The sequence below is a fragment of the Streptomyces sp. CC224B genome (assembly GCF_030010595.1).
GTDB lineage: Bacteria > Actinomycetota > Actinomycetes > Streptomycetales > Streptomycetaceae > Streptomyces > Streptomyces longispororuber.
Window position 1 is genome coordinate 16,034 of sequence record NZ_JASCXL010000030.1, and the last position, 13,820, is coordinate 29,853.

Sequence of the window (13,820 nt, forward strand, 5' to 3'; positions counted from 1 at the left end):
GTCCCTGTTCCCACCGCCGTCCCTGTTCCCGTCCCCGCTCCCTTCCGCGTCCCTGCCGCCGTACGGCGGCGCGATGTCCTGCCACCGGGACGGGGTCCCCGGCGCGCCGGGTGTCGTCCAGCACGTGGCGGATGTCGAGGAAGGGAAACCGGCCAGTCACCGGGGGCTGCCCGGGTGCGGGGGCGGGGCGTCCCGGCAGGCCGCGTTGTCGGACCCGTCTGGTAGGAATGCTGCTGTGAGCAGCGAGAACGAGGAGGGTGAGCGGTCCGCCGGGGTGGAGCCCGAGCAGCTCGCGCTCATCAGGGACAGCGTGCGCAAGGCCAAGGTGCCGCGCGCCAAGCCACGCACGTGGCGGGGGGCCGCGCTGGCCGGGGCGCTGCCGGTGGCGCGGGTGGTGGTGGACAAGGGGGTGCTGCACCTCGACCGGTACTTCGACTACGCGGTGCCCGAGGAGCTGGACGCGCAGGCGCAGCCCGGCGTGCGGGTGCGGGTGCGGTTCGGCGCCGGGGCGCGGAACGTGCGCGACGGGCGGCGCGAGGGCGGCGGCCTCGTCGACGGCTTCCTCGTCGAGCGCGTCGCCGAGTCGGACTACACGGGGCCGCTGGCCGCGCTCGCCCAGGTCGTGTCGCCCGAGCGCGTGCTCGACGAGGAGCTGCTCGGGCTCGCCCGCGCCGTGGCCGACCGGTACGCGGGCAGCCTCGCCGACGTCCTGCAGCTCGCGGTGCCGCCGCGGCACGCGCGTGCCGAGGGGCGCCCGTCGCCGCCTCCGCCCGCCGCGCCCGCGGCACCGGAGCCCGGCTCGTGGCGGAGGTACGCGCGGGGGCCCGAGTTCCTCGCCGCGCTGGCCGCGGGTGGGGCCCCGCGGGCCGTGTGGACCGCGCTGCCGGGGCCGCTGTGGGCCGAGGAGATCGCCCGGGCCGTGCAGGCGACGCTGGCCTCGGGGCGCGGCGCGCTCGTCGTCGTACCGGCCGGGCGGCCCGCCGCGCGCGTGGACGCGGCGCTGCGGGCGCTGCTCGGTGAGGGGCAGCACGCGCTGCTGACCGCCGACGCCGGTCAGGAGCGGCGGTACCGGGAGTGGCTCGCGGTGCGCCGCGGAGCCGTGCGCGCCGTCGTGGGGACCCGGGCCGCCATGTTCGCGCCGGTCAGGAACCTGGGTCTGGTCGTGGTGTGGGACGACGGCGACCCGGGCCACGGGGACGAGAACGCCCCGTTCCCGCACGTGCGGGAGGTCCTTGAGCTGCGCGCCTCACGGGACAAGTGCGCGTTCCTGCTGGGGGGTTGGAGCTGTACGGTCGAGGGCGCCCAGCTCGTCGAGAGCGGCTGGGCCGCGCCGCTCGCCGCCGACCGGGAGCAGGTGCGCGCCGCCGCGCCGCTGGTACGGACCGTGGGGGACGGCGACCTCGCCCGGGACGAGGCCGCGCGGGCCGCCCGGCTGCCGAGCCTGGCCTGGCAGATCGCCCGGGACGGGCTGAAGCAAGGGCCCGTCCTCGTGCAGGTGCCCCGCCGGGGCTACGTGCCGCGGCTCGCCTGCGAGCGGTGCCGGGAGCCCGCCCGGTGCCGCCACTGCGCCGGGCCGCTGGAGGCGCGGGACGCCGGGCCTCTGGTGTGCGGCTGGTGCGGGCGGGACGAGGCCGCCTGGCACTGCCCGGAGTGCGGCGGCTTCCGGCTGCGCGCGCAGGTCGTGGGCGCGCGGCGCACCGCGGAGGAGCTGGGGCGGGCGTTCCCGGCGGTCCCGGTGCGCACCTCGGGGCGTGAGCAGGTCCTGGACACGGTGGGCCCGGCCCCCGCCCTGGTGGTGAGCACGCCGGGCGCCGAGCCGGTGGCCGAGGGCGGGTACGCGGCCGCGCTGCTCCTGGACGGCTGGGCCATGCTCGGGCGGCCGGACCTGCGGGCCGGCGAGGACGCGCTGCGGCGGTGGATCGGCGCCGCAGCGCTGGTACGGGACCAGGGCGCGGGCGGCACCGTCGTGGTGGTCGCCGAGCCCACGCTGCGGCCGGTGCAGGCGCTGGTGCGGTGGGATCCCGCCGGGCACGCGGTGCGGGAGCTGGCCGAGCGGGCGGAGCTGGGGTTCCCGCCGGTGTCGCGGATGGCGTCGGTGACGGGTGCGCCCGAGGCGCTCACCGAGTTCCTGGGCCAGACCGAACTGCCCCCGGACGCCGAGGTACTCGGTCCGGTGCCGGTGCCCGCCGCCGAGCCCGGCCGCCCGCGCCGCCCCGGCGACGCGCCGCCGGGGGAGCGGTGGGAGCGGGTCCTGGTGCGGGTGCCGCCGGGCAGCGGCGCGGCGCTGGCCCGCGCCCTGAAGACGGCGCAGGCCGCGCGGATGGCGCGGGGCGTGGCGGCGCAGCAGGCGGTGCGGGTGCGGATCGATCCGCTGGACATCGGGTGAGGCGGCCTCGGGCCGGGGCCTGAGCAAGCGGCTGGTGCGGACGCGTCGGTACAACGGGTCTTCGGACGCGTCGGTACAACGGGTTTTCGGACGCGGCGAGTTGCGGTGCCGGGAGGCCCGGACTTCCGGAGCTGGGGACCCTGTACGGAGCGGGGGCCGAACACCCCGGTGCCCGGACACACCAGTGCCCCCGCTCGCCGTCGACGTGACGGCGGGCGGGGGCACTCGGGTCGTCAGCCGTTGCGCGGGCCGGGGAAGGCGCTGGGGCGGACGTCGTCGCGCAGACCGGGGCTGCCCGCGGTCGGCTGGGTCGGCATGGCCCGGGCCGCGGGGACGGAGGGGAGCGGGGGACCCAGGGGGACCGTGCGGGCGGTGGTGGCGGCGGTGGCCGCAGCGGTGGCCGGCTCGGCGGCGCGCTCCGGCTCGGCGGTGGCCGGGGCCTGCGGAGTGGTCCGCCGGGCGCCGTACCGGCGGTGCACCGCCTGCTTGGTGACGCCGAGCGCGGAGCCCACCGCGTCCCACGAGAAGCCCAGGGAACGGTCGAAGTCGACCGCGGCGGTGACCAGCGTCTCGACGCTGTCCCGCAGTTCCTGGGCGAGGCGGACGGTCGGAGCGGGTGCGCGCCCGTACACGACGAAGCCCGCGGAGGGGCTGGAGCGACGCGGGCGGTAGACGTTGCCGAGCTGCGCGGTGAGGGTGCGCAGCGCGTCCACCTGCCGGCGGACCCGCTCGATGTCCCGCACCAGCAGGTGCAGGCTGGCCCGTGCCTGGGCGTCGTGGGTTGCGTGGTCGGCCATGAACAAGCCTCTCGAACCGGCGTTGAGGGATCGGGGTCGGGGAGTTCTGGAAAAGGAAGGTCTGAGGTGCGGGGAAGATCTGAGGTGCGGGGAGCTCGGAGGTGCGGGGGAGGTCTGGGGTGAGGGGACGGGCGGAGGCGGGAGGAGTCGGTGTCCTGACCGCCTGACGGACGCAAGGGAACTTTTGTGGTGATTGGTGGTGCTGGTAGGGGGTATGGGGAGTGGGCCGCGTCTGCCTCGTGCGGCCCGTTCCGGTCAACCTTTTCTTGACCAACGCGCTACGCCGTGTGTGGTCACGGTTGCAGGGCGTATCCGCATATGCGCAGGGCGCACGAGCGTGCGTACGCCCCCGCGGCGCCGTACCACGTCGTGCGCCGTCGGGGCGCCCCTGGCGCGGCATCCCCCGGACGGCCCAGCGGCCCCCGTCGCGCTCGGTGCGTCCGGGCACGGGCGGCGGGCCCGCGGCGACGGTGCCGCGTGAGCCGCGCGACGACGCAATGTGAGCCGCGCGACGGCGCAGCGTGCGCCGCGTGCCGAGGGCGGGCGGCCCGCAGGGGGCGTTCTCGTGGCGGCCCCTAGACTGGTGCGCTGCCGTGCCCGCACGGCGCGTCGCCGCCGAGAGCCGCCGCCGACCCCCAGAAATCCGAGGTAGCACCCAGTGAAGCTGGTCTTCGCAGGCACCCCCGAGGTCGCCGTCCCCGCCCTGGACGCCCTGATCGCCTCCGGCCGGCACGAGGTGGCCGCCGTCGTCACGCGCCCCGACGCCCCCGCGGGCCGGGGCCGCAGGCTGGTCGCGAGCCCGGTGGCCGAGCGCGCGCAGGAGGCCGGCATCGAGGTCCTGAAGCCCGCGAAGCCGCGCGACGAGGAGTTCCTGGCCCGGCTGCGCGAGATCGCGCCCGACTGCTGCCCGGTCGTCGCCTACGGCGCGCTGCTGCCGAAGGCGGCCCTGGACATCCCCGCCCACGGCTGGGTCAACCTGCACTTCTCGCTGCTGCCCGCCTGGCGCGGCGCGGCCCCCGTACAGCACGCGATCATGGCCGGGGACGAGATCACCGGGGCCTCCACCTTCCTCATCGAGGAGGGGCTGGACTCCGGCCCGGTGTACGGCACGGTCACCGAGGAGATCCGGCCCACGGACACCAGCGGCGACCTGCTGACCCGGCTCGCGTTCGCGGGCTCCGGGCTGCTCGCCGCGACGATGGACGGCATCGAGGACGGCTCGCTGACCGCCGTGCCGCAGCCCGCCGACGGCGTCACCGTCGCGCCGAAGATCACCGTCGAGGACGCGCAGGTCGACTGGTCGGCCCCGGCCCTGCGCGTGGACCGCGTGGTGCGCGGCTGCACGCCCGCCCCGGGCGCCTGGACCGTCTTCCGCGGTGAGCGCCTGAAGCTGATCCAGGCCGTGCCGGTGCCCGACCGGACCGACCTCGCGCCCGGCGAGCTGTCCGCGGGCAAGAAGAACCTGTACGTCGGTACGGGCTCGTACGCCGTGGAGCTGCTCTGGGTGCAGGCGCAGGGCAAGAAGCCCATGGCCGCCGCCGACTGGGCGCGCGGGGTGCGGATCGCCGCGGACGAGCGGTTCGGCGCGTAGCCCCGCCGTCGGGGCCGGGGGCCCGGCGGGCCGGGAGGCGGGTGGGAGGGCCGGGGCGGCCGACGTACGCTGAGGGGGTCCGCCCCGTGGCGCGCGCCCCGCGTACGCGCCGCCCGCCGCTCGGGACGCTCGCGTACCCGGGCCCGCACGCGGACCCGTACCCACGCTCGTACCCCATCAGCGGAGCACCTTTGAACGACCAAGCCAAGCGCCGTCCGCGCAAGCCCGGCAAGCCCTACCGGCGGCCGCAGAAGGACCCCGTGCGCATCCTCGCCTTCGAGGCGCTGCGGGCCGTGGACGAGCGTGACGCGTACGCGAACCTCGTCCTGCCGCCGCTGCTGCGCAAGGCCCGCGAGCGTGACGAGGGGTTCGACGCGCGGGACGCGGCGCTCGCCACCGAGCTCGTGTACGGCACGCTGCGCCGGCAGGGCACGTACGACGCGATCGTCGCCGCCTGCATCGACCGGCCGCTGCGCGAGGTCGACCCGCCCGTGCTCGACGTGCTGAACCTCGGGGTGCACCAGCTCCTCGGCACCCGCATCCCCACGCACGCCGCCGTGTCCGCGTCCGTGGAGCTGGCGCGCGTGGTGCTCGGCGACGGGCGGGCGAAGTTCGTCAACGCCGTGCTGCGCAAGGTCGCGGGCGACGACCTCGACGGGTGGCTGGCGAAGGTGGCGCCGCCCTACGACGACGATCCCGAGGAGCATCTCGCGGTGGTGCATTCGCACCCGCGATGGGTCGTCTCCGCGCTGTGGGACTCGCTCGGCGGCGGCCGGGGCGGGATCGAGGACCTGCTGGAGGCCGACAACGAACGGCCCGAGGTGACCCTCGTGGCCCGCCCGGGACGGTCCACCGCCGACGAGCTGCTCGACACGCTGGGCGAGGAGAGCGCGCTGCCGGGGCGCTGGTCGCCGTACGCCGTGCGGCTCGCCGAGGGCGGCGAGCCCGGGCGCATCGACGCGGTGCGCGCGGGCCGCGCCGGGGTGCAGGACGAGGGCAGCCAGCTCGTCGCGCTCGCGCTCGCGAACGCCCCGGTCGACGGGCCCGACACGAAGTGGCTGGACGGGTGCGCCGGGCCCGGCGGGAAGGCCGCGCTGCTCGCGGGCCTCGCCGCCGAGCGCGGGGCGGTCCTGCTGGCCTCCGAGAAGCAGCCGCACCGGGCCGGTCTCGTGGGCCAGGCCCTGGCCGGGAACCCGGGGCCGTACCAGGTCATCGCCGCCGACGGTACGCGCCCGCCGTGGCGGCCCGGCACGTTCGACCGGGTCCTGATGGACGTGCCCTGCACGGGGCTCGGCGCGCTGCGGCGGCGGCCCGAGGCGCGGTGGCGGCGCAGGCCCGAGGACTTGGAGGGCTTCGCCCCGCTGCAACGGTCGCTGCTGCACACGGCGTTGGAGTCCGTGCGGGTCGGGGGAGTCGTGGGGTACGCCACGTGCTCGCCGCACCTCGCGGAGACCCGGGCCGTGGTGGACGACGTCCTCAAGCAGCGGGGCGGCGCCGAGTTGCTCGACGCGCGGCCGCTGCTGTCCGGGGTGCCGGGGCTGGGGGAGGGGCCTGATGTGCAGTTGTGGCCTCATGTTCATGGCACCGATGCGATGTACTTGGCGGTCATGCGGCGGGTGAACTGACCGGGGCCCTGGCGGGCCCCGGCACCCCTTCTCGCGCTGCGCGCTTGTCCTCAAACGCCGGACGGGCTGGATAGTTGCGCTGCGCGCTTGTCCTCAAGCGCCGGACGGGCTGGATGGTCGCGCTGCGCGCTTGTCCTCAAGTGCCGGACGGGCTGGATGGTTGTGCTGCGCGCTTGTCCTCAAGTGCCGGACGGGCTGGGAGTGTGCCGGTGTGCTGTGTGTTGTCGTCCGGCGCTGAGTGGGTGGGGTGTCGCGCTGCGCGCTCGTCCTCAAGCGCCGGACGGGCTGGATGCTGTGCCGGTGCGCGTGGTCGTCCTCGCGTGTCCGGTGGGGGTTACCCCGGCGCGCGGGTGGGTGGCTTGCGGGGCCACCAGACCTTGTCTCCTGCGTCCAGGAACAGGCTTGTGACCAGGATCGAGCGGACGACGAAGGTGTCCAGGAGGACGCCCAGGGCGACCGCGAAGCCTATTTCCACGAAGGCGACCATGGGGATGGTGCCGAGGACGGCGAAGGTGCCCGCCAGGACCAGGCCCGCCGAGGTGATGACCGCGCCCGTGGCGGCCAGGGCGGTCACCACGCCGGGGCGGGTGCCCTGGAGGCCTGCCTCCTCGCGGATGCGCGTGGCGAGGAAGATGTTGTAGTCGATGCCCAGCGCGACGAGGAACACGAAGACGAACAGCGGGAAGTCCGTGGTCTCGCCGGGGAAGTCGAAGACGTGGCGGAAGACGAGCGCGCTGATGCCCAGGGCCGCGGAGAACGACAGGATGACCGTGGCGATGAGCAGCAGCGGTGCCACGACCGCCCGCAGCAGCACCGTGAGGATGAGCAGCACCACCACGAGCACGAGCGGGATCACCAGCTTGTCGTCGTGAACGGTGGCCTTGTCCATGTCGAGCAGCGTCGCGGTGCCGCCGCCGACCTTCGCGTCCGCGTCCGGGATCGCGTGCACGGCGTCCCGGACGCGCTCGACGGTGTCCTTGGCCTCGTCGCTGTCGGACGGGTCGGTGAGGACCGCCTCGTACAGGACCTTCCCGTCGTGCTCGGGCTTCGTCCCGGGCGGTACGGCGACGCCGGCCGGGTCCACGCCCTCGGTGCCCGCGACGACGCGGGCGACCTCCCGGGCCCGCTCCCGGTCGGCGACCACGACAAGCGGGTCGCCGGAGCCCGCCGGGAAGTACGTCGCCTGCACCTCCTGGCCGGTGACGGAGTCCGGCTTGTCGAGGAAGGCCTCGTCGTTGCTGACCCCGGCCGCGCGGAGCTGGAGCAGGCCGAGGGAGAGCGCCGCGAGCACCACGGAGGTGAGGACCCAGGTCATCCGGGGGCGGCGCGCGACGAGGCGGCCCGTGCGGGCCCAGAAGCCCTTCTCCGCGGGGTCGGCGGAACCGTGGTGCGGGATCTTCGGCCAGAACAGCCAGCGGCCGCAGACCACCAGCAGGGCGGGGAACAGCGACAGCATCGCGAGCAGCGCCACGGCCACGCCGATGGCGGCGACCGGGCCGAGGCCGCGCGTGGAGTTCATCTCGGCCGCCAGCAGCACCAGCATGCTCAGGACCACGGTCGCGCTGGAGGCGATCACGGCAGGCCCCGCCCGGTGCAGGGCGAGCGCCATGGCCTCGTGCCGGTCCTCGTGGCGGCGCAGCTCCTCGCGGTAGCGGGCCACCAGGAGCAGGGCGTAGTCCGTGCCCGCGCCGAAGACGAGCACGGTCAGGATGCCCGCGCTCTGGCCGTTGACCGTCAGGCCCGCGTGCGCGGCGAGCAGGTAGATCAGCGCCTGGGCGGCGTAGAGGGAGACGAACGCGGAAATGAGGGGCACCAGGAGCAGGACGGGGCTGCGGTACGTGATGAGCAGGGCGACCACGACGACGGCGCCCGCGGCGAGCAGCAGCGTGGAGTCGAGGTCGCCGAAGACCTCCGCGAGGTCGGCGTTCACGCCGGCCGGGCCGGTGATGTAGACGTCCAGGCCGTCCGCGCTCCCGCCCACGCGGTCGCGGACGGCGTCGACTGCTTTCGGCAGGTCGTTGTAGGTGTCGTCGGCCATGGTGAGCGGCACGTACACCTGGGCCGCCCGGGCGCCGTCGCCCTTCTTGTCGAACGCCGGCCCGCGCGTCTCGTCGCCGCGGATCGAGTGGGACCGCAGCTGCTTGACCCCGGCGACGCCCTCCTGGACGCGCTCGCGGTCCGCGGCCGTCAGAGGGCCGTCCTCGCGCGCGTACACGACGACCATCGGCATGGACTCGGGCCGGAACTCCTCGGAGAGGTCGAGGACCTGGGTGGACTCCGCGGAGCGCGGCACCCAGGACGAGGTGGTGTTGTCCTGCTCGTCGGTGAGCTTCTGCGCGAACGGCGCCGCGACGACGAGGACGACCAGCCAGAACACGAGGACCAGCCACTTGGCGCGCGGCCCGCAGACCAGCCACGCCGCTCCCGCGCGCGCCGGCCGTGGCCGCCCGCGCCTCGCCGTCGGCGGTTCCGGCGTTTCCGGCATCGGTTCCCCCGTCGCCCGCGCGCCTGAGGTGGACGGCCAGCATGGCACGGTGCGCACGGGTGCGGGAGGCCGTGCGCGGGCCTCGGTGGGACCGGGGCGGGCGGGCGGCGCGGGGCATGGCAGGCTTGGGGCATGGCCGCGCAGATCAACCCGAGCATCCTGTCCGCAGACTTCGCCCGCCTCGCCGACGAGGCGAAGGCCGTCGACGGGGCGGACTGGCTCCACGTCGACGTGATGGACAACCACTTCGTACCGAACCTCACCCTCGGGGTCCCGGTCGTAGAGTCCCTGGCACGGGCGACGGAGACGCCGCTGGACTGCCATCTGATGATTGAGGACCCCGATCGCTGGGCCCCGCAGTACGTCGAGGCGGGCGCGGGCTCGGTCACCTTCCACGCGGAGGCGGCCGCGGCGCCCGTACGGCTCGCGCGCGAGATCCGCGCGAAGGGGGCGCGCGCCTCCATGGCGCTCAAGCCCGCGACGCCGATCGAGCCGTACGAGGACCTGCTGCCCGAGCTGGACATGCTGCTGATCATGACGGTCGAGCCCGGCTTCGGCGGGCAGGCCTTCCTCGACATCATGCTCCCCAAGATCCGCCGCACCCGTGCGCTCATCGGCAAGCACGGCCTCGACCTGTGGCTCCAGGTCGACGGCGGCGTCTCCGCCGACACCATCGAGCGGTGCGCCGAGGCCGGCGCCGACGTCTTCGTCGCCGGGTCCGCGGTCTACGGCGCCGAGGACCCGGGCCGGGCGGTCCGCGCCCTGCGCGAGCGGGCCGAGGCGGCGACGGCGGACGCCGGGTGGGCCTGCGGCCACTGACCCGCGCCGGCGGACGGACCCCCTCCGCCCACGGCCGGACCCCCGCCCGCCGGACGGCCGGGGGCCCGCCCGGCCGACGGCTTGGCCACGGGAACGTGAACGCAGTCCATCAGGGCTGATCACGTACGCGGGATCTGCGAGGATGAACAACGCATCCAGGTGTACGAATGTCGTGATCAGCAGTGAGCAGTCGTGAGCAGTGAGGAGAGCGCCGTGTCGGCCATGTCGGCGGGTCGGTCAGCCATGCGGATGGGACCCGCGGAGCTGGTGCAGGCGGCGGCCATGGCCCGCCGCTTCTATCTCGAGGGCAAGTCCAAGATCCAGATCGCCGAGGAGTTCGGCGTCAGCCGCTTCAAGGTGGCCCGGGTCCTGGAGACGGCGCTCGAACGTGACCTTGTACGGATCGAGATCCGCGTGCCCGCGGAGCTGGACGCCGAGCGCTCGGACGCGCTGCGCGCCCGCTACGGCCTGCGGCACGCCGTCGTCGTGGAGTCCCCGACCTCCGCCGACGACCCCGGCGACTCCCCCGATCCGGAGAACCTCGGCGAGGTCGCGGCGGGACTCCTCGGCGAACTGGTGACCGAAGGCGACGTGCTCGGCCTCGCCTGGGGCCGCTCCACCATCACCATGGCGGCGGCCCTCGAATCGCTGCCGCCGTGCACGGTCGTGCAGCTCACCGGTGTGTACGACGCGGGGACCGCCGAGCGCGGCTCGGTCGAGGCCGTGCGCCGCGCCGCGCAGGTCTCCGGGGGCGACGCCCACCCCATCTACGCGCCGATGCTCCTGCCCGACGCGGCGACGGCCGCCGCGCTGCGCCACCAAACCGGCATCGCCCGCGCCTTCGAGTACTTCGACAAGGTGACCGTCGCCGCGGTGTCCATCGGCTCCTGGGAGCCCGGCATCTCCACCGTGCACGACATGCTCACGGACGAGGAGCGCGCGCACTACGCCTCCCTCGGCGTCGCCGCCGAGATGTCCGCGCACCTCTTCGACGCCGAGGGCCGCCGGGTCGGCCGCGACCTCGGCGAGCGCTGCATCACGGTCGAGGCGGACCGGCTGCGCCGCATCCCGGAGGTCGTCGCGATCGCCGGGGGCCAGCGCAAGGCGGCGGCCATCGACGCGGTGCTGCGCTCCGGGCTCGTGACCAGCCTGGTCACGGACACGGCGGCCGCCGACCGCCTCCTTGAGGCCGGACCCGCGCCGCGCCCCGCGCTCGACCGCGCGGACCCGGACGGGAGCTGAGCCGCCCGCCGGGCCGGTGCGTCCAGGCTGTGGCAGCATCGGGCCCATGATCGTTCGGTCGGCCGGGCGGGTGCTCGGCGCGCTGCTGGTCTGTCTCGCGGTGCTCACCGCGGGCTGCGGCACGGAGCGCGAGCAGGCCGGGCCCACGGCCTCGACGCCCGCCTGGGCGCAGGGCATGCCGACCGTCACGGCCGGCCGGCTGCCCGCCGAGGCCCGCCGCACCCTGCGCCTCATCGACGAGGGCGGGCCGTACCCGTACCCCAAGGACGGCACCGTCTTCGGCAACTTCGAGGGCGAGCTGCCGCGCAAGCCCCGCGGCTACTACCGCGAGTACACCGTCCGCACCCTCGGCGAGCGCGACCGCGGCGCCCGGCGCCTGGTCACCGGCCGCGCGGGCGAGACCTACTACACGGACGACCACTACGCGTCGTTCACGGCGGTGCTCAGATGACGGCAGCGGGAAGGTGAGGAAGGCGTGACGGTGACGGGGAGGCGCGAGCGTGACGGAGGCGCGGGCGTGACGGCGACGGTGACGGAGGCGGGAGCGTGACGGGGGCCGGCGGGCCGGACGGGCCGCTCGCGGGGGTGGCCGGGGCCGTGCGGGGCACCGGGTGGACCACGGTCGCCCTGGACCTGGGCGGCGTACGGGACAAGGGCGCGTTCATGGACCGGTGCGCCACCGCGTTCACGCTGCCGCGGTGGTTCGGGCGCAACTGGGACGCGCTGGCGGACTGTCTGACGGACCCGTCCTGGGCCCCGACGGCGCCCGGCCGCCTCGTGGTGGTCACCGGCTGGCAGGAGTACGCCCGCGAGGCGCCGGGGGAGTGGGAGACCGCCCAGGACGTCTTCGCCGCGGCGGTGGACCACTGGCGCGCCGCGGACGCGCCCCTGGAGGTCGTGCTCGCCCTGGGCGCCTAGGGCCGGTGCCGCCGCCGGGCAGGCGCGGCCCTTGGAGGATCCGACCAGGGCGTTCCGGGGGTGCCTGGGGGATCGTCCCAGGCGGCGCAGCACGTCCGGCATGGGACAATGAAGTACGTGCTTTTCCCCCGGCCGTCCGGTTCGGGGGCCACCTCTGATCGACTGGGATGAGCAGCACGTGCGTTTCCTCAATGACATCCAGCCTGCGTACGACCTGACGTACGACGACGTCTTCATGGTCCCGCGGCGCTCGGCCGTCGGCTCCCGCCAGGGCGTCGACCTCGCCTCGCCCGACGGCACCGGCACCACGATCCCGCTGGTCGTGGCCAACATGACGGCGATCGCGGGCCGCCGCATGGCCGAGACCGTCGCCCGCCGCGGCGGCCTCGTCGTCATTCCGCAGGACATCCCGATCGAGGTCGTCACCGAGGTCATCTCCTGGGTGAAGACGCGCCACCACGTCCTCGACACCCCCATCGTCCTCGCCCCCACGCAGACCGTCGCCGACGCCCTGTCGCTGCTGCCCAAGCGCGCGCACAACGCGGGCGTCGTGGTGGACGGCGACCAGCGGCCGGTCGGCGTGGTCACCGACACCGACCTGAACGGCGTGGACCGCTTCACGCAGCTCTCCGAGGTCATGTCGAAGGACCTCCTGCTGCTCGACGCGGACATTGACCCGCGCGACGCCTTCAACAAGCTGGACGGCGCCAACCGCCGCTACGCGCCCGCCGTCGACAAGGACGGCCGCCTCGCGGGCATCCTGACCCGCACCGGCGCCCTGCGCGCGACCCTCTACAAGCCCGCCGTGGACGCGAACGGCAAGCTCCGCGTCGCCGCCGCCGTGGGCATCAACGGCGACGTGGCGGGCAAGGCCAAGCAGCTCCTCGACGCCGGCGTGGACACGCTCGTCGTGGACACCGCGCACGGCCACCAGGAGTCGATGATCACCGCGGTCAAGGCCGTGCGCGCCCTGGACCCGGCGGTCCCGATCGTGGCGGGCAACATCGTCGCCGCCGAGGGCGTGCGCGACCTGATCGAGGCCGGTGCCGACATCATCAAGGTCGGCGTCGGACCGGGCGCCATGTGCACCACCCGCATGATGACCGGCGTGGGCCGCCCGCAGTTCTCCGCGGTCCTGGAGTGCGCCGCCGAGGCCAGGAAGTACGGCAAGCACGTCTGGGCCGACGGCGGCGTGCGGCACCCGCGCGACGTGGCCATGGCGCTCGCCGCGGGCGCGTCGAACGTCATGATCGGCTCCTGGTTCGCGGGCACGTACGAGTCCCCGGGCGACCTCCAGCAGGACGCGAACGGCCGCCTGTACAAGGAGTCCTTCGGCATGGCCTCGGCCCGCGCGGTGCGCAACCGCACGGCCGAGGAGTCCGCCTACGACCGCGCCCGCAAGGCGCTGTTCGAGGAGGGCATCTCGCACTCCCGCATGTTCCTCGACCCGGCGCGGCCGGGCGTCGAGGACCTGATCGACTCGATCATCGCGGGCGTCCGCTCGTCCTGCACCTACGCCGGCGCCGCCTCCCTGGAGGAGTTCGCCGAGAAGGCCACCGTCGGCATCCAGAGCGCCGCCGGATACGCCGAGGGCAAGCCGCTGCACGCAAGCTGGAGCTGACCCCTCCCGCCGCCCCGACGGCCCCCCGCGAGCACGCTCGCGGGGGGCCGTCGGCATGTTCCCGGAGCCCCTGGGCAGACGAGGAAACACGAGCTGCGAGTCCGTGCGCGCACCGGAGTGGAACGGGCGTCACGCAACGGACGAAATCGGGCGTCGCGCAACGGACGAAAGGGTCGGCGCAACAAAGCCCCGTCCGGGCGGCAGTCACGCAACGATCTTGTGCTGATGCGCAACGTTGCTGCATTTCGGCTGGGAAGCGCAACCCCTTAGAGTCGGGCGCTGTACGTGGCGTGGCGGGGACTGCCTGCTCGGTGGGTTCCCGTGTTCGCGCGGGCT

At 75.0% G+C, this 13,820-nt stretch carries 10 protein-coding genes; 8 read left to right on the forward strand and 2 right to left on the reverse strand.

The genetic code is table 11. From position 1 onward, the window contains the following. Positions 1 to 235 precede the first annotated feature (235 nt). On the forward strand, positions 236 to 2,386 hold the full coding sequence (locus QK440_RS14585) for a primosomal protein N' (RefSeq protein ID WP_282793510.1): 2,151 nt from the start codon (positions 236 to 238) through the stop codon (positions 2,384 to 2,386). A gap of 233 nt (positions 2,387 to 2,619) precedes the next feature. Here the strand turns inward: QK440_RS14585 and QK440_RS14590 are convergent, their stop codons facing one another. Next, positions 2,620 to 3,183 (reverse strand): hypothetical protein, encoded by a 564-nt coding sequence (locus QK440_RS14590; RefSeq protein WP_282793511.1) that lies wholly within the window; start codon positions 3,181 to 3,183, stop codon positions 2,620 to 2,622. Between the two features lie 658 nt (positions 3,184 to 3,841). Here QK440_RS14590 and fmt point away from each other — a divergent pair. Together fmt and QK440_RS14600 are read left to right on the forward strand one after the other, a co-directional pair. Beyond that, positions 3,842 to 4,774: a methionyl-tRNA formyltransferase gene (gene fmt / locus QK440_RS14595; RefSeq protein WP_282793512.1), complete on the forward strand. Its 933-nt coding sequence runs from the start codon at positions 3,842 to 3,844 to the stop codon at positions 4,772 to 4,774. Between the two features lie 191 nt (positions 4,775 to 4,965). Next, the gene (locus QK440_RS14600) at positions 4,966 to 6,399 is read left to right on the forward strand and encodes a transcription antitermination factor NusB (RefSeq protein WP_282793513.1); all 1,434 of its coding nucleotides are present in this window, start codon (positions 4,966 to 4,968) and stop codon (positions 6,397 to 6,399) included. A gap of 334 nt (positions 6,400 to 6,733) precedes the next feature. On the opposite strand, the gene QK440_RS14605 is transcribed toward QK440_RS14600, so the two are convergent. Continuing rightward, positions 6,734 to 8,884 (reverse strand): MMPL family transporter, encoded by a 2,151-nt coding sequence (locus QK440_RS14605; protein WP_282793514.1) that lies wholly within the window; start codon positions 8,882 to 8,884, stop codon positions 6,734 to 6,736. 132 nt (positions 8,885 to 9,016) lie between these two features. Here QK440_RS14605 and rpe point away from each other — a divergent pair, with 132 nt between their 5' ends. The 5 genes from rpe (at position 9,017) to QK440_RS14630 (ending at position 13,484) form a co-directional block, all read left to right on the forward strand. Next, positions 9,017 to 9,703, forward strand: a complete 687-nt coding sequence (gene rpe / locus QK440_RS14610; RefSeq protein ID WP_282793515.1) for a ribulose-phosphate 3-epimerase — start codon at positions 9,017 to 9,019, stop codon at positions 9,701 to 9,703. Positions 9,704 to 9,925: 222 nt separating this feature from the next. Next, positions 9,926 to 10,945, forward strand: coding sequence for a sugar-binding domain-containing protein (locus QK440_RS14615; RefSeq protein WP_282793557.1), 1,020 nt, complete (start codon positions 9,926 to 9,928; stop codon positions 10,943 to 10,945). A 46-nt stretch (positions 10,946 to 10,991) separates the two neighbouring features. Beyond that, positions 10,992 to 11,396 carry a ribonuclease domain-containing protein gene (locus QK440_RS14620; RefSeq protein WP_282793516.1) on the forward strand — a complete coding sequence of 135 codons (405 nt, stop codon included), beginning with the start codon at positions 10,992 to 10,994 and terminating at the stop codon, positions 11,394 to 11,396. A gap of 95 nt (positions 11,397 to 11,491) precedes the next feature. Next, entirely contained in the window at positions 11,492 to 11,863 is a 372-nt protein-coding gene (locus QK440_RS14625) for a barstar family protein (RefSeq protein WP_349239292.1), read from the forward strand. Between the two features lie 178 nt (positions 11,864 to 12,041). Then, the gene (locus tag QK440_RS14630; protein WP_282793517.1) at positions 12,042 to 13,484 is read left to right on the forward strand and encodes a GuaB1 family IMP dehydrogenase-related protein; all 1,443 of its coding nucleotides are present in this window, start codon (positions 12,042 to 12,044) and stop codon (positions 13,482 to 13,484) included. The last annotated feature ends 336 nt before the right edge of the window (positions 13,485 to 13,820 follow it).